General features: G+C 62.8%; 20 protein-coding genes. 10 read left to right on the top strand and 10 right to left on the bottom strand.

The genetic code is table 11. The features are described 5' to 3' along the window. Positions 1-262: 262 nt before the first annotated feature. The 3 genes from ASD58_RS05645 (at position 263) to ASD58_RS05635 (ending at position 4941) form a co-directional block, all read left to right on the top strand. Positions 263-1051: a response regulator gene (locus ASD58_RS05645; protein ID WP_229209904.1), complete on the top strand. Its 789-nt coding sequence runs from the start codon at positions 263-265 to the stop codon at positions 1049-1051. 47 nt (positions 1052-1098) lie between these two features. Beyond that, positions 1099-3843: an ATP-binding protein gene (locus ASD58_RS05640; protein WP_156401175.1), complete on the top strand. Its 2745-nt coding sequence runs from the start codon at positions 1099-1101 to the stop codon at positions 3841-3843. Between the two features lie 126 nt (positions 3844-3969). Further along, on the top strand, positions 3970-4941 hold the full coding sequence (locus ASD58_RS05635) for a diguanylate cyclase domain-containing protein (protein ID WP_057260120.1): 972 nt from the start codon (positions 3970-3972) through the stop codon (positions 4939-4941). A gap of 35 nt (positions 4942-4976) precedes the next feature. Here the strand turns inward: ASD58_RS05635 and ASD58_RS05630 are convergent, their stop codons facing one another. Beyond that, the gene (locus tag ASD58_RS05630; protein WP_057260119.1) at positions 4977-5393 is read right to left on the bottom strand and encodes a hypothetical protein; all 417 of its coding nucleotides are present in this window, start codon (positions 5391-5393) and stop codon (positions 4977-4979) included. Between the two features lie 123 nt (positions 5394-5516). Between ASD58_RS05630 and ASD58_RS05625 the strand changes: the two genes are divergently transcribed. Next, entirely contained in the window at positions 5517-7148 is a 1632-nt protein-coding gene (locus ASD58_RS05625; protein WP_057260118.1) for a response regulator, read from the top strand. Here the strand turns inward: ASD58_RS05625 and ASD58_RS05620 are convergent, their stop codons facing one another. Continuing rightward, on the bottom strand, positions 7149-7643 hold the full coding sequence (locus tag ASD58_RS05620) for a hemerythrin domain-containing protein (protein ID WP_057260117.1): 495 nt from the start codon (positions 7641-7643) through the stop codon (positions 7149-7151). A 115-nt stretch (positions 7644-7758) separates the two neighbouring features. Between ASD58_RS05620 and ASD58_RS05615 the strand changes: the two genes are divergently transcribed. Further along, on the top strand, positions 7759-8442 hold the full coding sequence (locus ASD58_RS05615) for a sensor histidine kinase (protein WP_057260116.1): 684 nt from the start codon (positions 7759-7761) through the stop codon (positions 8440-8442). Position 8443: 1 nt separating this feature from the next. On the opposite strand, the gene ASD58_RS05610 is transcribed toward ASD58_RS05615, so the two are convergent. The 6 genes from ASD58_RS05610 to ASD58_RS05590 all read right to left on the bottom strand — a co-directional run bounded on the left by ASD58_RS05610 (position 8444) and on the right by ASD58_RS05590 (position 13085). Continuing rightward, positions 8444-8851: a DUF3592 domain-containing protein gene (locus tag ASD58_RS05610; RefSeq protein ID WP_057260115.1), complete on the bottom strand. Its 408-nt coding sequence runs from the start codon at positions 8849-8851 to the stop codon at positions 8444-8446. Continuing rightward, positions 8848-10146, bottom strand: coding sequence for an NAD(P)/FAD-dependent oxidoreductase (locus ASD58_RS05605; protein WP_057260114.1), 1299 nt, complete (start codon positions 10144-10146; stop codon positions 8848-8850). The genes ASD58_RS05610 and ASD58_RS05605 overlap by 4 nt, the downstream gene beginning before the upstream one ends. A 54-nt stretch (positions 10147-10200) precedes the next feature. Beyond that, entirely contained in the window at positions 10201-10644 is a 444-nt protein-coding gene (locus ASD58_RS05600) for a hypothetical protein (protein WP_057260113.1), read from the bottom strand. Positions 10645-10755: 111 nt separating this feature from the next. Further along, positions 10756-12330 carry a hypothetical protein gene (locus ASD58_RS05595; RefSeq protein WP_229209903.1) on the bottom strand — a complete coding sequence of 525 codons (1575 nt, stop codon included), beginning with the start codon at positions 12328-12330 and terminating at the stop codon, positions 10756-10758. A 54-nt stretch (positions 12331-12384) separates the two neighbouring features. After that, entirely contained in the window at positions 12385-12552 is a 168-nt protein-coding gene (locus tag ASD58_RS31110; RefSeq protein ID WP_156401174.1) for a hypothetical protein, read from the bottom strand. A gap of 38 nt (positions 12553-12590) precedes the next feature. Further along, positions 12591-13085: an Lrp/AsnC ligand binding domain-containing protein gene (locus tag ASD58_RS05590; RefSeq protein WP_057260111.1), complete on the bottom strand. Its 495-nt coding sequence runs from the start codon at positions 13083-13085 to the stop codon at positions 12591-12593. Positions 13086-13184: 99 nt separating this feature from the next. Here ASD58_RS05590 and ASD58_RS05585 point away from each other — a divergent pair, with 99 nt between their 5' ends. From ASD58_RS05585 to ASD58_RS05570, 4 genes are all read left to right on the top strand, one after another. After that, positions 13185-14474, top strand: coding sequence for a D-amino acid dehydrogenase (locus ASD58_RS05585; RefSeq protein ID WP_057260110.1), 1290 nt, complete (start codon positions 13185-13187; stop codon positions 14472-14474). Between the two features lie 140 nt (positions 14475-14614). Further along, positions 14615-15451 (top strand): HDOD domain-containing protein, encoded by an 837-nt coding sequence (locus ASD58_RS05580; RefSeq protein WP_057260109.1) that lies wholly within the window; start codon positions 14615-14617, stop codon positions 15449-15451. Between the two features lie 50 nt (positions 15452-15501). Next, positions 15502-16446 (top strand): DUF2157 domain-containing protein, encoded by a 945-nt coding sequence (locus ASD58_RS05575; RefSeq protein WP_057260108.1) that lies wholly within the window; start codon positions 15502-15504, stop codon positions 16444-16446. Then, positions 16443-17999: a GDYXXLXY domain-containing protein gene (locus tag ASD58_RS05570; RefSeq protein WP_057260107.1), complete on the top strand. Its 1557-nt coding sequence runs from the start codon at positions 16443-16445 to the stop codon at positions 17997-17999. The genes ASD58_RS05575 and ASD58_RS05570 overlap by 4 nt, the downstream gene beginning before the upstream one ends. Positions 18000-18003: 4 nt before the next feature. Here ASD58_RS05570 and hmpA read toward each other — a convergent pair whose 3' ends face one another. Together hmpA and ASD58_RS05560 are read right to left on the bottom strand one after the other, a co-directional pair. Continuing rightward, a complete protein-coding gene (hmpA, locus tag ASD58_RS05565; protein WP_057260106.1) occupies positions 18004-19185 on the bottom strand; it encodes an NO-inducible flavohemoprotein in 1182 nt (393 codons plus the stop codon). Positions 19186-19260: 75 nt separating this feature from the next. Then, entirely contained in the window at positions 19261-19719 is a 459-nt protein-coding gene (locus ASD58_RS05560) for an Rrf2 family transcriptional regulator (RefSeq protein WP_057260105.1), read from the bottom strand. A gap of 93 nt (positions 19720-19812) precedes the next feature. Between ASD58_RS05560 and ASD58_RS05555 the strand changes: the two genes are divergently transcribed. Further along, on the top strand, positions 19813-21000 hold the full coding sequence (locus ASD58_RS05555; protein ID WP_057260104.1) for an NnrS family protein: 1188 nt from the start codon (positions 19813-19815) through the stop codon (positions 20998-21000).

Here is a 21000-nt window from a genome sequence, read left to right as displayed (position 1 = left end):
TCCAGTATGACGACACATTTTCTTTTGTTGCCTTCTGGACATCATTACTTCATTCATGAAACGTATTTCTCTCATCATGAATCGAAATTGGATCTTTATGCCGCGATGCAGCATCATTCACCTGTCTCCTCTATTCTCCTCCAAGAAAATAGAATTCGGGCCCGCAGATTGCGGGCCTTTTTTTTTGCCGCCCTTGGTGTAGCATTGCCCATATTGACATCCCGGCACTGATAACACTATGGCGCAAATCGCAGGTGAAAGCATGGCAACCCAGGACTGGTCGCGCGCCGACCTTGGCCCGCAGGACGCCTGGCCCCAGGCCTTGCGGCTGGTACTGGACATCATGCTCAACACGCCGCTGCCGATGCTGCTGATGTGGGGCCGCCGGCAAGTCATGCTCTACAACCAGGCCTACGCCAGCAATGTCGGCACCGCCAGCGCAGTTCCGCCCGGCGGCACCGTGCCTGCCGTGCCTCCTTCCGCCTGGAGCTGGAATCCGCAAGCCATCGAACAAGCCTGGGCCGGGCAAAGCCTGGTCTTCCTGCGCCAATCGCTCAAGCTGTGGCGCGACGGCCGCATGGCCGAGGCCAGTTTCGACCTGCATTACACCCCGGTGCACGATGCCGACGGCGCGGTCGCCGGCATCCTGTGTACCCTGGCCCCGGCCAGCGCAGCCGCCCTGCCCGGCGCGGCCGCCAATGACGGCCATTTGCGCATCCTGGTGGTGGAAGACAACCAGGATGCCCGATACCTGGTGTGTGAAATGCTGCGCGCCTTCGGCCATGAAGTCAGCGCCGCGGCCAACGGCGAAGCGGCGCTCGAACTGCTGGCCAGATCCGAATACGATGTGCTGTTCAGCGACGTCAGCCTGCCGGGCATGAGCGGCGTCGAGCTGGGCCGCACTGCCATCAAGCGCCAGCCACGCCTGCGCATCGTCTTCGCATCAGGCTACAGCCAGTCTTTGACCAGCCACCTCGACTTCCCCGCCGTGTCCATGCAAAAACCCTACGACATCGAGCAGCTTCAGCAAATGTTGCAAGGTTTGCATTAAGCAATAGTGCGGCAGCAAGTTGCTTGTCAAGGCTACAATCGAAAGTTATGAGTCCCGATCCCCGCACGCACAACGTACTGGATAGCATGGGTGACGGCTTCGCCGTCATTGCCAGGGACTGGACCGTCCAATACCTGAACCCCAAGGCGGCGGAAATGCTGCTGCCGCCGGTTCCTCTCCTGCACGAGCCGCGCGGCCAGCTTTTATGGCAAGCCTTTCCGTCGCTGGCTGGGGGCGCACTGGAAGCGCCGCTGCGCCGCACCCTCGAACAGGGACTGCCTGCCACTTGCGAACTGTTCTATCAGCCGAGCCAGCGCTGGCTGGAAATACGCGCCTGGCCTTCCCCACTTGGCATGACCTGCCTGCTGCTCGACATCCACCAGCGCAAGCTGCACGAGCGCGGCCTGCGCGAGAGCACCAACCGCCTGCAAGTGGCGCTGGCGGCCGGCCGGCTCGGCGATTGGGAATGGAATGCGTCCACCAACCTGGTGCGCCTCGGCCGCCGCGCCGCGGAAATCTTCGATCTGCCGGCCGAGATCCCGATCACCTGGCCGGTACTGCGCGACCGGATTGCGCCGGAAGATTTCGACGTGGTCGAGCAGGCCTTCACCGATGCCGTCCAGTCGCGGCGCGATTTCAATGTCGAATGCCGCATCCGGCACCGCGACGGCGCCACCTGCTGGCTGTCCGTGATCGGCCATGGCGACTTCAGCGACGATGGCCAGTTGCGCGGCGTAATAGGCATGATGCAGGACATTACCGCACGCAAGTCGACCGAGGATGCCTTGCGCAACAGCGAGGAAGAACTGCGCGCACTGGCCAACAGCATGCCGCAGCTGGCCTGGATCGCCAGCAGCGATGGCGCCATGATGTGGTACAACGAGCGCTGGCAGGAATACACCGGCATGGACGACCAGCACATGCTGGGCGAAGGCTGGCACCAGGTGTATGCGCCGGAGGTCATCCCAGCCATGCTGGCGCATTGGCACGTCTCGGTCGACACCGGGCGCCCTTTCGAAATGGAATTCCCAATCCGCTCGCGCGACGGCCAGTACCGCTGGTTCCTGACGCGGGCCAACGCCATGCGCGACGCCAGCGGCCGCATCCTGCGCTGGTTCGGCACCAGCACCGACGTCGACCAGGTCAAGCGGGTCCAGGAACAACTGCGCGATGAAACCAATATCCTGGAACTGCTGAACAGCACGGGAACCGCCCTGGTGCAGAACCGCGACCTGCGTTCGCTGCTGCAGGATGTCACCGATGCCGCCACCAGCATTTCCGGCGCGCGCTTCGGCGCCTTTTTCTATCACGGCGCCGATGGCGACGGCGGCAAGCACGCCATGCACACCCTGTCCGGCGCCCCGCCGGACGATTTCCAGGGCCTGCCGCATCCGCAGGTGCGCAGCGGCCTTGCCGTGCCGGTGCTGGCGCGCGCCGGCGAAGTGGTGGGCACGCTGTTCTTCGGCCATCCCGAACCGGATATGTTCAACGAGCGCACGGAACGCATCGTCAGCGGCGTGGCAGCCCAGGCCGGCATCGCCATCGACAACGCGCGCATGGTGGACGCGGCCCAGCGCGCCGCAGAAGAACGCAAGGTGCTGCTGGACCGTGAACGCAATGCCCGCGCCGAAGCCGAACGCAGCAGCCAGATGAAGGACGAATTCCTGGCCACCCTGTCGCACGAGCTGCGCACGCCGCTGACCGCCATCCTGGGCTGGGCGCAAGTACTGCGGCGCGGCAACCGCACGCCGGAAGAACAATTGCGCGGCCTGGAGACCATCGAGCGCAATGCGCGCGCCCAGGCGCAACTGATCGAAGATTTGCTGGACATGGGCCGCATCACCTCCGGCAAGGTGTTGCTGGACATGAAACTGCTGATGCCGTCGGTGGTGGTCGATGCCGCGCTGGAAGCGGTGCGCCCAGCCGCCGAAGCCAAAGGCATCCGCCTGGAGCGCGACTTCTCCGCCACCGGCCACGTGGCAGGCGACGCCAACCGCTTGCAGCAAGTGGTGTGGAACCTGCTCACCAACGCGCTCAAGTTCACGCCGCGCGGCGGCACGGTGCGCGCTGCGATCTGGGCGCACGAAGGTCATGTCGAGATCACGGTCACCGACAACGGCCTTGGCATCCGCCACGAATTCCTGCCTTATGTATTCGAGCGCTTCCGCCAGGCCGACGCTTCCACCACGCGCCGGCATGGCGGCCTTGGCCTTGGCCTGTCCATCGTCAAACACCTGGTGGAACAGCACGGCGGCACCGTGTCGGCGGCCAGCGAGGGCGAAGGCATGGGCTCCAGTTTCAGCGTGCGGCTGCCGCTGGCCAGCGGTGAAATCCGCGCCGCGCGCATGCACAGCCCGGCACGCAGCGAGAGCGTGCCCTTGCCCGACCTGGGCTTGCGCGACCTGAACGGCCTGAAAGTGTTGCTGGTTGACGACGAAGCCGATGCACGCGAACTGATCGGCCGAATCCTGCGTGACTGCAACTGTGAAGTCCAGTCCGCTGCCAGTGCCGCGGAAGCTATTGCCCTGGCGCGGGGTAGCCGCTACGACTTGCTGGTAAGCGATATCGGCATGCCCGATGTTGACGGTTTTGAATTGTTGTCACGCATTCGCGCCCTAGGACCTGCTCGTGGCGGCGCCCTGCCCGCAATCGCCCTGACCGCTTTTGCCCGCCCCGAAGACCGTCTGCATGCGCTCGAATCGGGCTTCCTCGACCATGTGCCGAAACCCATAGAACCTTCTGAATTGGTAGCCACTATTGAGCGCGTCTGCGTCGCTAGCAAGAGTGGCTGAGGACTACCCGAGCACGGGAAAATGTCCTACAAGAAACTTGCGAAATCTTTGCTAGACTGGTTAATGACACGTGCGCCGCGGCAAACTGTCGCAAGCTACACTGAGATTCCAGTTCCCGAGACCGCCATGCCAAGCCCTGATGAGATCCTGAATGCCAAGATCTTGGTAGTTGACGATTGCGCAGACAATATCGACCTGATGTTGGAAATTCTGCGCGATGCCGGTTACACCAATGTGACGGCCACCATGCTTCCGGAGCAGGTTTGCCCCCTGCACCGCCAGCATCGTTACGATCTGATCTTGCTCGACCTGCAAATGCCGGAACTGAATGGCTTCCAGGTCATGAAAGGCTTGAAGGAAATCGAGCAGGAAGGCTACCTGCCGGTGCTGGCACTGACCGCCCAGCCCAGCTTCAAGATTGCCGCACTGGAAGCCGGCGCGCGCGACTTCATCAGCAAGCCCTTCGACCTGCTCGAAGTACACAAGCGCATCCACAACATGCTGGAAGTACGCCTGCTGTACAAGGAGCTGGCCTCCTACAGCAAGCAGCAGCAGGAACTGGCGCTGCATGATCCGCTGACCGGCCTGCCCAACCGCCGCCTGCTGGAAGACCGTATTGCCACGGCCTTGCAGCACGCCGCGCGCCAGCAGCGCCGCGCTGCCGTGATGTACCTCGACCTCGACGGCTTCAAGGCCATCAACGATACCCACGGCCATGCCTATGGCGACGAAATCCTCAAGCAGGTCGCCCAACGCCTGGTCAATTCAGCGCGCAAGGAAGATACCGTGGCGCGCATCGGCGGCGACGAATTCGTGATCGTGCTGGGCGAAGTCGGCACCCTGGCCGATGCGCAGGAACCGGCCAGCAAACTGATCGAAGTGGTGGCCCAGCCTTATGTGGTCAATGGCTTGACGCTGCAATTGTCGACCAGCCTCGGCATCGCACTCTATCCGGATGATGCAAGCACCGTCGACAACCTGATGCACGTTGCCGACGCCGCCTTGTACGAGGCCAAGCGCACCGGCAAGAACCGCTATTGCGCTGCCGCGCATACTGCTGCAGCGCAGTCGCCACAAATCCAGGTTACGGCAGCCTGATGCGAGCAGCCTGATGCGCCAGGCCGCTCCGCGGGTCACGAGGTGGTTTCTGTCTCGCGTCCGATTTCGGTCGATTCTTCCACCTTGGCGGCATGCTGGTGGTCGCGCTGCGCGTCGACCTTTTCCGGCGCCACTTCAATGCGCGTGATGCCGGCATCGACCGAGATCGGATCGCTGGCTGGGAAGGTCATTTCGACCGCATCGTCCAGCAATTCTTCCTTGGCTTTTTCAGCAGGCGCCAGTTGTTCTTCGTCTGCCAGGATCGAAATTGCGCAAGCCCAGCGCACGAAGTTGAGCTGGGCAAGGTCACGCACCGTACTCACGCCGAACGCGGCCTGCAGGGCCTTGGCATCCTTCGGGCTCAGGCCGCGCAAGGCACTTACTGGAGCGTCGGCCAATTCGCGGAAACTCTTGTCCACATACTCTTTGTCAACGATGGTGTCGATATTCATGGTCACTCCTCCATTGGACGAGTTTTCACTATGGCAGCAGGGCTGCCGCCTGACTGTGCGCGTGCGTACACAGCGCGTGTTCGATTGGCATGGGTTCTTTTGACACGGTAAATAGGCACGGCTATGATCAGACTGGTGGACAAGCCTAAGATCCTCGTCGTCAATGACGATGCCAACAGCCTCTTCGCGCTGACGAACCTGCTTGAGCAGTGGGCGACGCAAGAGAATTACGACGTTGTCGCCGCGCGCTCCGGCGAGGAAGCCTTGCGCGAAGTGCTTACGCATGACTTCGCCGTGATCCTGCTCGACGTGAACATGCCGGGCATGGATGGCTTTGAAACGGCGGAAGCGATCCACCAGCGGCCGCGCTCATCGGATATCCCCATCATTTTCATCACGGCTTTTGTGGCCGATGAACTGGACCGCCTCAAGGCTTACCAGAAAGGGGCGGTCGACTTCCTGTTCACGCCGGTAATCCCGCAAGTGCTTTATGCCAAGATCAGCGTCTTCGTGTCACTCGCCACCAAGAACGAAGAGTTGCGGCGCCAGGCGCGCCAGCTCAGCCAGCGCACTACCGACCTGATCGCCAGCAACCAGCGCCTGCTGCGCGAGATCGAAGAACGCAAGACCGCCGAACGCGCCAGCCACGCCAAGGATGAATTCCTCGCCATGCTGGGCCACGAGTTGCGCAACCCGCTGTCGGCCATCAGCAGTGCCGCCTCACTGATCGGCTTGCCGGGCGTGAATGCGGACAGCGTGAGCCACGCCAAGAAAATCATCCAGCGCCAGAGCCGGCATCTGGGCCGTATCGTGGACGACTTGCTTGACCTGAGTCGCGCCATGTCCGGCAAGATCTTGCTCAACCGCTTGCCGCTCGATATGTCGGCCTTGCTCAAGACCACGCTGGAGACCTTCCGCGCCACCGGCCGGCTGGAGGACTACCATGTGGCAGCCGAAATTGCACCATGCTGGGTCAATGGCGATGCGACCCGCCTGGAACAAGTGATCAGCAACCTGCTGGACAACGCATTGAAATACACACCACCCGGCGGACGCATTGAACTGCTGAGCGATGTGGACGACGGTGAAGTGACGATCAGCGTGCACGATAGCGGCGTCGGCATTTCTGCCGACCTGCTGCCGCAAGTGTTCGACGTTTTCGTGCAGGGCGCCAGCACGCTGGACCGCGCGCAAGGCGGCCTTGGCATCGGGCTGTCGCTGGTGCGGCGCCTGGTGGAACTGCATGGCGGCAATGTGTATGCTGAAAGCGATGGACCGGGCGAAGGCAGTACCTTCACCCTGCACTTGCCCTGCATCGAGCATGTGAATGAACCAAAGGCGATACCCATGGATACAAGCGAACAGCCGAAGCCAGCCGTGCTGCTGGTGGAGGATAACGACGATGGCCGGGAAATGATGGCCATGATGCTGGGCTGCTATGGCTACCCGGTGCAGCATGCGGCAGACGGCTTCCAGGGCCTGGCCAAGGCAGCTGCGGACCGGCCCGACATCGCCCTGGTCGACATCGGCCTGCCGGGCATCGATGGCTACGAAGTGGCGCGCCGCATGCGCGCCAATCCGGAAACCCACCACATCAAGCTGATCGCCCTGACCGGCTACGGCCTGGCCGACGACCAGCGCCGCGTAATGGATGCCGGCTTCGACATGCACCTGGTGAAGCCGGTCGACGTCGACCAACTGTTGCGCGCCATCGACCAATGCCTGGCGCGCTCGCCGGCCACCGTGCGCTCCTGATCAGGCGCGCACGCGCCCGGCCTGGCTGCCGCCTGCTTGCGGCAGGCGCGGCGGCACGAAATCGATTTCATCCTTGCGCGCTTCGATCTCGCGCGCCATGGTCTGCAGGTCAAGGCCGGCCTGCTTCGCCAGCGGAAACATTTCCCCCTCTTCTTCCTTGACGTGGTGGTTGATGTATTCGCCCAGCACCTTGACCTTGGCGTCGAACAGTTCGTCGTGCGGATCCATTTCGCCGATCTGGGCGATCAGGTCCTTGGCGCTGGAGTGTTCGACCGTTGCCTCGTCGACCAGGTCTTCGGCTTCTTTCGAAGCCGCCCGGACTGCGGGGTAGAAGATTTCCTCCTCCGCTGTCGCGTGCTTGGTTAATTCCAGGCAAATCTTGTCGGCCAGCTTCTTCTTGCTGGTAAAGGCCCGGTCGCCCAAGCCCTCGAACTCCTTGAACATGGCTTTCACGTTGGCGTGGTCTTGTTTCAACAAAGCAATAGCGTCTTTCATTTTGCATCTCCTCTGGTGAGCTGCCAGATTGACAGGCGCACTGCTGGCTGTATGTGCGCCACCCCACGACCATCCTCATGTATGATCAAGGCAATAAACATGGACTACCAAACATATGTCTGCTAACACGGACGCCGCCGAACTGCGGGAGCTGCTGGGTTACGTCAACAATTGCTGGGACGACGAGCGGCGCGCCTTGTCGCGCCAGATGCACGATAGCCTCGGTTCTTCGCTGACAGCCCTGACCATGCACCTTGGCTTGTTGACCGCCAAACTGCCGCAGGAACCCGCCCTGCTCGACCGCGCGGCACAGATGAAGAACCTGCTGCACAACATCATCGAAACCAACCGCGGCATGCAGCACAAGCTGTGGAACGACAAGCTGGAATTCCTCGGCTTGCGCGTGGCGCTGGGCGAACTGGTTGCCCAATTCGGCGCAGAACAGTTGGTGAAAGCCCAGTGCAGCCTGCCGGAAGACGAACCGGCCTGCCCACGCGCGCACCGCGTGGTGCTGCTGCGCGCGGCCGAAGAAGGCTTGCGCAATGTGGCCACGCACGCACGCGCCAGCAAGGTTGAGGTGATTGTCGACGATATGGATGACAGCATCGCCCTGACCGTCAAGGATGACGGCGTTGGCCTGGGCCAGGCCGCCGTTGCCGATGGCGACTGGCACGAACACCACGGCTTGCGCATGATACGCGAACGCGCCATCTTCCTCGGCGGTGCACTGTCGCTGGCCGCCAATGGCCAGCAGGGCGCGGTCCTGACTGTCACCCTGCCCAAGCCGCCGATAAGCTGAACTAGCGCTTGCTGCCGCGCTTCAAGGCCATCCAGGCCGAGAGCGGCAGCGCCAGCGCGCCGATCCCGAACCACAGCCAAATCGGCATATGGAAGCCGTGTTCCTGTTGATAGGCCATTGCCGGCGCGACGGCCCGGTGTACGTCCGGCGCCGAGGGGTTGTAATACACCGTGACCCTGTCGCCGGGCTTGCGCTGCCTGCAGCCGGCCGGCTCATGGGCCGCGCCACGCCTTTGCTTGCCTTCCAGTTCGAACTCATACCACCACTGGCCATCGTTGGCGCAGTCGAGCACAACGACATGCCCGGCCACTGTCGCATGATGGCGCGACAGCTCGGCCAACTCGGTAGCGCGGTCATAGCACCCACCAAGCAAGGCAGCGGCGGCCGCGCCAGCCAGCAGCGCCCTCAATGCAGCTTGACCAGCGGCGTGGCCCGTTTGACGAGAAAGCGCGCCACGGCCAGCACGCCGGTGCGGATGGTGCCCAGCACCGCCTGGTGGTGCAACAGGTGCAGGCTGACATACATCATGCGCGCAAAAAAGCCTTCGACGAACCAGCTGAAGCCGCGTAGCGAGCCCATCAGGCTGCCAACCGAGGTCGACTGTCCGAACGAGACCAGGGAGCCGTAGTCGCGGTATTCGTAAGGCTTGGATTGCGGCGCCTTGCCCTTCACCTGGCGCATGAACGTCTCCAGCAAGTAATCGGCCTGCTGGTGGGCGGCCTGCGCCCGCGGCGGCACCGGCTTGCCATCGGCTCCCATGCATTGCGCGCAATCGCCCAGCGCATACACGCCGGGCACGCCCTTCACCTGCAGCTCGCCGCTCACTTCGATCTGGCCACCCTTGGCAGTCGGCAAGCCCAGCCCGGCCAGGAAGCCAGGCGCCTTGATGCCGGCCGCCCAGACCACGATGTCGGAAGGGTAGTCCTGCTCGCCGACTGAAACGTGGTCTTCCGCAATCGCGTTGACACGGCAATCGGTCACCACCTTGATGCCACGCTCATTGAGCAGCTTCAGCGCGGCACTCGACACGCGCTCAGGCAACGGCGCCAGGATGCGCGGCGCCCCTTCCAGCAGCGTGATGCGCACGTCGCGGATCGGGTCGAGGTGGCCGAAACCGTAAGAAGTGTAGACTCCGCTGGCTTCGCGCAACTCGGCCGCCAGTTCGACGCCGGTGGCGCCGCCGCCAATGATCACGACATCGACCCCGGAGGCGCCCTGCTGCGTCCCTTTCTGCAAAGCGGCGCGCGTCAGCAGTTTGAGCAGGGTCAGGCGGAAGCGTTCCGCGTCTTCGGTCGCGTTGAGGGAAATGGTATGTTCGGCCGCGCCCGGCACGCCGAAATAATTGGAGGTGCTGCCCACCGCCATCACCAGCGACTCGTAGCCGATGCGGCGCTCAGGCAGGACGGTTTCGCCGCCTTCGCTGGTAATTGCCGCTACGGTGATTTGCTTGCTGGTGCTGTCGAGCGCCGTCATGGCGCCGTAGACATAAGTGAAGCCGTTGTCATGTGCCAGCATCTGGTAGGACAGGCCTTCCTGGTGAATATCCAGGGTACCGGCGGCCACCTCGTGCAGCGAAGGCTTCCAGATGTGGTAAAGCCGGCTATCGACCAGCATCACCTGATGCGGGCCAAGTTTGCGGCCCAGTTTGCAGGCCAGCTCAAGGCCGCCCGCCCCTCCACCTACGATCACATATTTGCTCTGCAAACAGCTCTCCTAAATGTCGGTAGCGAGCGGGCCAGGCCCGGTCAGGCTACCGGATTAATGCTTGCCGTGGCCTTTGCCATGGCCCTTGCCGTGGCCGTGGCCATTGCCGTGATCGTCGTCGCGGTCATCGCGGTCGTAGTCGCGGTCACGGCCACCGCCGCGGTGGTCATCGCGATAGCGTGGTGCGTATTCGTTGGTGTACCACTCATCGCGCACGAAGTAGACATTGCGGCCGCAAGCATTGTACTTGCCGCAGTGTTTTGCCCAATCCTTAGCATGGCCTGGCGGAACGCGCAGGTAGAGCGGCTCGGCGATGATGCGGGCCGGACGCTGGATGATCACCGGCTGTGGGTACAGCACCGGTGGCGGCGCCATATTGCCGATGTCAATGCGGCCAAAAAAGCCTGGTTGGCCGACGGTGACGGAAACGCCAACATCCTGGGCGATAGCAGAAGTGCTGAGCGCCAGCATGGCGGCGGCTAAGAGCTGGGTCTTCATGGTCGTGATTATATAAGTAGTTGAAAAAGTGCGTTGCGTGCTAGTTATTGTACCAAAGCAAGTCAGTAACTTTCGTTCGGTAACGCACGCACATTGCCGAAACGCAACACTTTATGCGTGCGCCGACATCGCCGCCCGCAATTGGGCAATCGCGCCCTGGGCCTGGGAAATTACCTTATCGGCAATACGCTTGCGCACTGCCTGCACGCGGCCGGCAGCTTCGGCTTCCAGCATCAGCGGCGTCAGCAACTGGGTTGCCGATTCATGGAAGCTGGCGGCAATGCGGTCCAGTTGGCGGCCGAAGGCAGCCTGCACTTCCTGCAGCCGCTTGCGCAGTTCTTCCTCGAAGGCGCGGCGGCGGTCCTGGATTTCCGAACGCTTGCGGCGGCCGGCGTCGGCAAACCACTTGAAGGCGCCCGCCAGCAACACGGCACCGCCGACGAAAGGAGCGGCCGGCGCCACCACCGGCAGCACGACGGCCACCCCGAACAGGTAAGCCGCGGTGCCGGTCCCGGCCGCAGCAACGGCACTGCCCATCAGGGTGAAATTGGCGGCGGTATCGACCGACTGCGCCAGGCGCGTGCCGACCCGCATGCGCGGCATCAGGCGCGCCAGCGTGGCGTGGTGCTGGCGTTCGAAGACGGTGCTCTGGGTCAGGCGGATGTCCGATTGGAACAGGGACAGGTCATGCTGCAGCAAGTCCAATACTTCTTCCTTGCGCTGCACCACGCGGTCCAGGCGCGATTCCATTTCCTTGCCGAATTGCTCGCCGCTGGCGCGCTCATTGGCTTCCGGATGGCAGGCCAGCGCCAGTTCAATGGCGTTGCCGGCGTCGTGCACGGCATCGTCGATGTCCTGGTTCAGCATCCGGCGCTCGTAAGCGATGCGGGCGTCGACCAGGGCCAGGCGCTGCTGTACCTGCTGGCGCAGTTGCTGGGCAGTGGCCAGCAGCCCCGCCGCGCTCGCTTCGCAAGCCAGCGGGGAATTCTCGTGCTCGCGGTAGCTCTCGATACCATGGCAGATGGTCGACACGGCGCGCTCAACAGCGGTGTGCAGTTCCTCCTGGCTCATCAGGCCGCCGTTATAGCCCCGCGCATGATTGAGCAGTTCGGAGTGCCCCATCGAGCGGCCGAAGTCGGCCACGGCATCGGCCAGCCCCCTGCCCTTGACCAGCTTGCGGGCCTGGTTGCCCAGGTTGCTGAGCAGGCGGCGCTCTTCTTCCGGCGGCAGGCCGAAAAGCTGCTCGGGCGTCAACTTGATGTGCAAGGCTTTGGCGATCTTTTGCGCCAGTGGCCTCGCAGCGGTGCCTTGCAGCGCCAGCAGCGGCTTCATCAGGTTAAAGGCCTTGTGCCGGGCCGGCTCGGCGACCGTGGGACTGGCGCGGGCCAACGCTTGCAGCGCCCAGTCGACGGTGATGCCGCATTCGATGGCGTTCAGCACGATCGCGGTGAAGACGGCAGAGGCGCGGCCATCGCCGGCCAGGTCAGTGACCGCGGCAAATTGGGCCAGCGTCAGCGCGCCGTCGGTGCTGGCAATCGCGCCAACAGTGCGGGCCAGGTTGGAAGTAAAGCTTTGATCAGAGGAAAGATGTTCGTCGAGGCCACGCAAAAAGACAGCGTGCTCGGGTGCAGCCGGCGCCGGGGCGGCTGGTGTGGTGACGCTCGCGGCTCCATAAGTGCTTTGCACAAATACTCCGTTCGCTCAGTCCAGGCTAATGGCATTCTAGACCAAGTCAGCTCATCACCCAAACAGTTTGAACGCAGCCATGGCGCCGATCAGGGTCAGCGTCTGCGCCAGCATCCAGCGCAGGATTTCGTTCTTGAGCTTTTCCAGCTTGAGATCAAATCTCTGCTCGAGGTCTTGAAGGTCGGACATATGAGCCACCGGATCGGGTTTGTTAGTAGACATGGTACGCTCCCTGGCCGCAAAAGGTCATTTTCCCGCGGCTACGAAGCAGGCTCCGTGGGCAAAATCAAGGTTTCCTTGATTTCTTCCATGACGACATAGGACTTGGATTGCGCGGCCCCCGGCAGGTTCAGCAGCATGTCGCCGAGCAGCTTGCGGTACTCCGCCATTTCGTGGATGCGGGCCTTGATCAGGTAGTCGAAATCGCCCGACACCAGGTGGCACTCCTGCACCTCCGGAATGCGCAGCACTTCGCGGCGGAACTGCTCGAAGTGGCTGGCCGATTTCTGGTTCAGCGTGATTTCCACGAACACCAGCAGGCTGGCCCCCAGGGCACGCGGATTGAGCCGCGCGTGATAGCCCGCAATCACCCCATCGCGCTCCATGCGCTTGACCCGCTCGATGGTCGGCGTAATCGACAACCCGACCTGCTCGCTCAAGTCCTTCATGGCGATCCGCGCATCCTCCTGCAGGATGCGCAGTATTTTTCGGTCAATCTTGTCCAGCCCCCGGGCCGATTCTTTTTGAATTCGCATGATTTTTTACTGTTTTATCCGTCTCATATAGTAACAAATACTAGGAAAACTTACTTATCATAGCAAAATAATCCGTCACAAATATTCCGGAGGCAATTCATGCGCGTAGTTATCCTTGGCAGCGGCGTTATCGGCGTCACCAGTGCCTATTACCTGGCCCAGGCCGGCCATGATGTCACCGTACTGGACCGCCAGCCGGGACCTGCCCTGGAAACCAGCTTCGCCAATGCCGGCCAGATTTCGCCAGGCTACGCTTCGCCATGGGCTGCCCCTGGCATTCCGCTGAAAGCCATGAAATGGATGCTGCAGCGCCACGCGCCGCTGTCCATCACGCCGGACGGCACCACCTTCCAGTTGAAGTGGATGTGGCAGATGCTGCGCAACTGCAATGCCGAGTCCTACGCGATCAACAAGGAACGCATGGTGCGCCTGGCGGAATACAGCCGCGACTGCTTCAAAGTGCTGCGCGCCGCCACCGGCATCGAATATGAAGGCCGCCAGCAAGGCACCACCCAGTTGTTCCGCACCCAGGCGCAACTGGATGGCGCGGCCAAGGATATCGAAGTCCTGAAAGAAACCGGCGTGCCCTACGAGCTGCTGACCGGCGCCGACCTGATGAAGGCCGAGCCTGGCCTGGCCGCATCGCAGCACAAACTGGTCGGCGGCCTGCGCCTGCCGAACGATGAAACCGGCGACTGCCAGATGTTCACTACGCGCCTGGAAGCGATGGCCAAGGAACTGGGCGTCAAATTCCGTTACGGTGTGTCGATCGACAAGCTGGTTACGGAAGGCGACAAGGTCAAAGGCGTGCAATGCGGCGCCGAACTGGTGGAAGGCGACTCCTTCGTCGTCGCGCTGGGCGCCTACTCGACGCTGGTCCTGAAAGAGCTGTTCGAGATTCCGGTCTACCCGCTGAAAGGCTACTCGATTACCGTGCCGATCGTGGACGGCGACAAGGCGCCGACCTCGACCATCCTCGACGAGACTTACAAGATTGCGGTGACCCGCTTCGACGACCGCATCCGCGTTGGCGGCATGGCGGAAATCGCCGGCTACAACACCAGGCTCAACCCGCGCCGCCGCGAAACGCTGGAAATGGTGGTGAACGACCTGTTCCCAGGCGCCGGCAACACCGCCGAAGCCACCTTCTGGACCGGCCTGCGCCCGATGACCCCGGATGGCACGCCGGTGGTGGGCCGCACCGGCATCCGCAACCTGTTCACCAACACCGGCCACGGCACCCTCGGCTGGACCATGAGTTGCGGCTCAGCGCAACTGCTGGCCGACATCATGTCCGCCAAACGCCCTGCCATCTTCGCCGATGACTTGTCGGTAGCACGTTACAGCCAGGAACAAGCGAGTCGCCAGCCGCAACTCGCCGGCGCCTAAGTTAAAAGTCGGGGTCAGCTCCGGCAATCTGCCATTTTTTTCGCGATGCGGGAAAAGTGGCAGATTGCCGGAGCTGACCCCGACTTTCATTTCCGATGCCCATTTGGCAGTAATGCTTCCGGGGCCGTATAATTTTCGGCATGAATAAACTGGAAGCCTTCGGACACGTCGCCGCGCTGGCGATCCGCGGAGACCTCGTGTTTCCTACCAGCGTTAATGCCGCCCTGCGAGTACAGCTCGCCCTGGACGATCCGGATTGCCCGATGGAGGATGCCATCAAGCTGGTGCTGGCCGAGCCGCAACTGGCCGCGCGCACCGTCTCGCTGTCAAACTCCGCCATGTTCAACCGCACCGGCGGGCCGGACATCACCAACGTGCGCAATGCCATCATGCGCGTGGGCTACCACAACCTGTATGCGCTGGCCGCGGCCATGGTGGTGCGTGCCTTCGGCAGCAAGATCACCGATCCGGGGCTGCGCGCCAAGGCCGAGCAACTGTGGCAGCACACCATCCACGTCGCCTGCCTGGCGCGCATCATCGCGCGTGAAGTCACCGGCGTGAATCCCGACACCGCCCTGTTCGCAGCGATCGTGCATGAAGTGGGCAGCTTCTACCTGCTGTCGCGTGCCGACGAATTCCCCGGCCTGCTGGAACCCGATCCGGAGAACTGGCAAACCGCCAGCGAAGAGATCATCACACGCGAAGTGCTGAAGAAGCTCGGCATTCCGGCCGAGGTGGCGGAAGCCATTGAAAGCCTGCGCAGCGGCATGCTGCAAATCCCTCCCGATACCCTGCTCGACACCCTGCTGCTGGCAAACCACTTTGCGCCAGTCGCTTCCCCCCTGGCGCCGGAACAGCAACAAGCGCCGCATGAAGATTCGGTGATGGACCTATTCATCGACGCCGAGAAGCGCGAGCAAATGCTGGAAGAGGCGGAGGCTGATGCTTCCGCCATGGCCGCGGCGCTGTTAGTTTAACAATTTTCCGTGTTACCCTTCGGCGCATTCCCATGCGCTGAAGAGGAAACATGAGCTTGCGACAAACCTTGCTGGAACTGGCCGCACGCCACCAGCTGGACCACCGCTCCACCACAGAACTTGAATTGATGGCCGGCTTGCGCGGCCAACCTGCCAGGCTGCCTGCCCGCTTGCCGCTGGCGGTTGCCGTGGCCGGCAGCGCCTTGTTCGGCCTTGGCCTGATTTTCTGGATCGCCTCCAACTGGGATGGGCTGGGCCGCTTCGGCCGCATCGGCGTGATGCAGGCTGCGGTCGCAGTGGGCTTGCTGGCTGCCTGGGTCTTGCCGTCCATCCGCAGCGTTGCCGCATTGTTTGCCTTCCTGGCCATTGGCGGCCTGTTCGCCTGCATCGGGCAGACTTACCAGACGGGCACCGATCCCTGGCAGCTATTCGCGCTGTGGATCGCCTTGACTCTGCCACTGTGCCTGGCGCTGCGCAGTGAAGTGCTGTGGATGCCCTGGCTACTGGTCACGACAACGGCGATCGCCTTGTGGCTGGAGGCCTCCGACGGCGGCTCGAAACGAGGCGAATCGTATTTGGCGCTTGCCTTTGGCTGGATGCTTTTCGCCGCGCTCCCCGCCTTGATGCTGCCGCCATTTCGGCCTCGAACGGGAGCTGGCGACTGGTCGCTGCGGATGGCAACGCTGCTTTCCATGGCCGCCATCACGCTGTCGGGAACCATCTTTGCCCTGCATGAGGGACTGTCGGAACTGCTGCCTCCTTTGGCCATCACCGGCGCCGCCATCCTGCTGCTTAAGCGCTACGACCTGCCCGCACTAAGCATGACTTGCCTGGCCTTTGCCAGCTTGCTGGTGGTGAGCTTCGCCCGCCTGCTGCATCTGGCCGGGGTCGACGGCTTTTATGTGTTCACGGTCGCCGGTTTGTTTGCAATCGGCGTCATGTCTTTCATCACCACCCGGCTGCTGGCCATGCATAAAGCCGGAGGCAAAGCATGAACCGCGACGGCTTGCAGCAAATCCTGGAGGAAGCAAACGCCATCGCCGCTGCTGGCGAAAACGGATCGCGGCCCTGGCATATCGTGCTGGTACTGGCGATCGGCGCATGGTTGTCCGCCCTGCCCCTGTTGCTCCCATTTTTCCTTGCCCTGAATGGGCTGGATGCGGGTCACGCAGCCAACGCCGGCATTGGCGTGTTGACGATTGCGGCGGCGGTGGCATGTTTGCGCCGCAGGCAGCTGCCGATCCTGCTGGAGCAGGCAGCCTTCCCCGTGCTGCTCTCCGGCGGCACGGTGCTGGCATATAGCCTGTACCACCTGGTCGAGGGGCGCTTCGCTTTCTTCCTCATGGCCGCAACGGCTGCCGTGGTGGCGGCCGCGCTGCCGCAATCCTGGCTGCGCTCCATTTTCGGCGCGGCGTGCGCAGCGCTGCTGGTCCCAGCCCTGCTGGAGCCGAAAGCATCGCTGGGCGACCGCAACCTGCAGCTATGGCTCGCGCTCCACTTCATTGCAGCAACCTGGCTTGGGGCGCGCCTGGCTGCGCGCAATCCGCGCTGGGGCGTGGCGCTTGATCCTTTCCTGGCCGGCTGGCTGGCGTTTACCTTGAGCGCGTTTGCTTACTGGGCCGGACCGGCAATGCTGGGGCCCCCGCTCGACTTCGGACCGGCAGGACTGGCGGTGCGCGAACTGCAGCCCCTGACTTGCGGCATATCGGCAGCATGCACCATCGCTGCGATGGCAATATTGGTGCGCGCCCTGCCCGCAGTACGGCAATGGTGGTGTCTTGGCATTGCCCTGACGATTGCAGCCTTCACCTGCTTCCTGCCGGCGATTGGCATCGTGTTCCTGTTGCTGGCCATTTGCGTTGCCGATGGCCGCTACCGGCTTGCCGCTGCCTGCGGCATCGCTGCCGCATGGATCACCAGCAGCGCCTATTACGACCTGTCGCTGCCGCTGGCACACAAGGCAGCGCTGTTTGCACTGGCAGGAGCCTTACTGCTGGCCTTCTGCCTGGTCCCGCTGCGCCGGCGCGTTCGGCTGGCACAAGCTGTCGCCATGCCCCAAGAGGCGCACATCGGCCTTGTTCACGCCGGGCTTGCCGTGAGCGGCATTGCCGCATTGGCGATCGCAAATACTGTGGTGGTACGCAACGAAGGCTTGATCGCCAGCGGCCCGGTGGTGTACGTGGCACTTTCACCGCGCGACCCGCGCTCGCTGATGCAAGGCGATTACATGCAGCTTGCAGTCAGCCTGCCGCGTGATGAACAGCCGGGCGAGGCTTATGATACCGTGTACGCAATTGGCCAACTGGGGCCTGACAAGGTGCTCAGGCTGGAACGCTACCAGCATGACGGCAAGGCGCCGGGTAATGGCGAAGTACTGGTGAAGCTGGAACGGGATGGCTGGCGCTGGAAGCTGGCCACAGATGCCTGGTTCTTCAAGGAAGGCGCGGCCAGGAAATACGAAAAGGCGCGCTACGGCGAGTACCGTGTCGCGCCTTCCGGCCGCGCCCTGCTGGTGGGACTGCGCGGCCCCGACCTGGAGCCGCTGTAACGCCTTAATCGAGGGCCTTGGCCGGGCCAAAGAATTCGTAATAAGTCTGCGCTTCCGGCACGCCCAGTTCACGCAAGCTGCGCTTCACGGCCTGCATGAACGGCACCGGGCCGAGGAAATAGGCGTCGACGTCGCGCGACTGCGGCAGCCATTGGCCCAGCTCCTTGTTGCCCAGCAGGCCGACTGCATCGGCTTGCGGATGTTCTGCACGCTCTTCTGCGTAGATGTAGTGGCGCTTCAGCTGCGGATGGCGTTTGGCCAGGCCGTCGACGTGCTCGCGGAAGGCGTGCACACCGCCGTGGCGGGCGGCGTGGATGAAGCGGATTTCGCGGCCGGTTTCCAGCGCCTGATCCAGCATGGCCAGGGTCGGCGTGATGCCGACGCCACCGGAAATCAGCACGATCGGGCGGCTGCCTTCGGCCAGCGTGAAAGCGCCGGTCGGGGGGAACAGGTCCACGGTATCGCCTTCATTCACGTTCGCATGCAGGAAGCCGGACACCTTGCCCGCCTCTTCGCGCTTGACGCTGATCTGGTAAGTCTGGCCGTTCGGCGCGGCGGACAGCGAATACTGGCGGCGGTGTTCCTGGCCATCGACCACCAAGCGGATGCCGATGTACTGGCCCGGCGTGAAGCCGAGCACCGGCTGGCCGTCGACAGGGCGGAATACGAAGCTGGTGATCTCATCGCTCTCGACACGCTTGGCAGCGACCTTAAACTGGCGCGCGCCCATCCAGCCGCCCGGCGCGGCCGCAGCGGCTTCATAAGTCTTGCCTTCGGCGCCAATCAGGATCTCGGCCAGTTGGCCATAGGCTGCGCCCCACGCTTCCAATACCGCGTCGGTGGCGGTTTCGGCGCCCAGCACTTCGCGGATGGCTTTCAGCAGGCTGGCACCGACCATTGGGTAATGTTCTGGCTGGATTTGCAGCGCAACGTGCTTGGTGACGATGGTGTTCACCAGCGGGCCCAGTGCTTCCAGGCGCTCGATATGCTTGGCGTACATCAGGATGCCGTTGGCCAGCGCGCGCTGCTGGTCGCCGCTGTGCTGGTGGGCCTGGTTGAAGAACGGCTTCACCTGCGGGAAGTCGGTGAACAGGGTTTGGTAGAAGTGGCGGGTCAGGGCTTCGCCGCCTTGTTCCAGGATGGGGACGGTGGCGGTGACGATGGCACGGTGTTCTGCGGACAGCATGGGTATGGCTCCTTCTCGGCTAAACATGCACCTATAATACATGTTTACCTTAAACTGCGTCAATAAAGATGCAGATTAAATGCGCATTTTCCGCAGGATCACCGGTTGCGCCCCGCCCTTGCCGCTGCCGTTCTGGCCAGGCAGGATATCGGCCAAGGTCATGCCGTCCAGTACATGCAGGAAGGCTTCGGTGGCTTCGCCCAGCTTGCGTTTCAGGGCGCAATCGCGCAGGAAGGCGCAGTGGCCAGGTTCGGCTTCGAAACATTCTGCGATGTAGAAGTCGGATTCGCTGTCGCGTACCACTTCGCCAATATTGATCTCTTCCGGCTCGCGGTTCAGGCGCAAGCCGCCATGGCGGCCGCGCACGGTTTCCACCAGGCCGCTGGCGCCCAACTGGTGGATCACCTTGGTCAGGTGGTTTTTCGAGATGTCATGCAGGTCGGCGATTTCCTGGATCGTGACCAGCTTGTCGCGGTTCATGCCCAGGTACATCAGCGAACGCAGGGTGTAGTCGGTGAAGGATGTCAGTCTCATGATCTACGTCATATAAAGATGCATTCAAAATATTGCTTTGGCCTTGGGCCTAATGTAGCATTCATTATACATCTTAAGAACATGAGGCCCGCCATGCGCAGCATCCATATTCCCACCGAACCCACGCCAGCCGGGCAGCCGCACCCCTTGCTGCGACTGGGTTTCCGTCCCTTCTACCTGCTGGCTGCTGCGCTGGCGATGCTGTCGGTGCCACTGTGGCTGGCGGCCTACAAAGGCATGCTGCCGGCCCTGCCCGCGGCCAACATGCTGTGGCATATGCACGAGATGGTGTTCGGCTTTGGCGGTGCTGTCATTGTCGGTTTCCTGTTCACGGCGGGACGCAATTGGACCAACCTGCAGACGCCGGCCGGCGGCCAGCTTGCGGGATTGGCCGTGCTGTGGATCGCCGGCCGCGCGGCAATGCTGCTGGCGCCCGGCGTGCCGGCCCTGGCCGTCGATGGACTGTTCCTGCCGCTGTGCGCCGTTGCCTTCGGCCGCGTGCTGTACCGGGCGCAGAGCAAGCGTAACTACCCTATCTGCGCCATCCTGGCCTTGCTGTCGGTAGCCAACCTGCTGTTCCATGCGGCGGCCAATGGCTGGAACTCCTTGTCGCCGCTGACTCCGGTGCATGGCGCAATCCTGATGATTACGGTGCTGGAAGCGGTCATCGGCGGCCGTGTGATCCCGATGTTCACCCGTAACGGCGCGCCGGGCAGCCAGCCGGTCACCGTGGGCTGGCGCGAAAAGGCCAGCATCGCCCTGCTGCTGGCAACGGCATTGGCCTGGGTGACCGGCCTGCCAGGCCTGGTGGTGGCCGTGGTGGCTTTTGCGGCAGCAGCGGTCAACGCCATGCGCCTGGCTGGCTGGGCGCCGTTTGCCACTGTGCGCGTGCCATTGCTGTGGATCCTGCACCTGGCCTATGCCTGGATCGTGGCCGGCCTGGTCCTGCTGGGCTTTGCGGCGCTGGGCATCGGCTCTTCGAGCAGCGCCTTCCACGCGCTGGCTGTGGGCGGCATGTCGGGCCTGATCCTTGGCATGATCACCCGCACCGCGCTGGGCCACACCGGCCGCATGTTGCGCGCCGGGCGCGCGGAAAGCGCCATGTATCTTTTACTGCAAGCTGGCGCAGTGGGCCGTTTGTGTGCCAATATTGTTCCCGCTGGAATTCGTGACTTCCTGTTACTGGGCTCGGCACTGGCCTGGTCGGTCGCCTTCCTTCTCTACCTGTTGGTATATGCGCCTTACTTGAGCCAGGCCCGCATCGACGGGCGGGAAGGTTAA

It is taken from the genome of Duganella sp. Root1480D1 (assembly GCF_001427305.1).
Taxonomy (GTDB): domain Bacteria; phylum Pseudomonadota; class Gammaproteobacteria; order Burkholderiales; family Burkholderiaceae_D; genus Rugamonas.
Note: the sequence above shows the minus strand (reverse complement) of the source record. Positions and strands in the feature narration are given on the sequence as shown.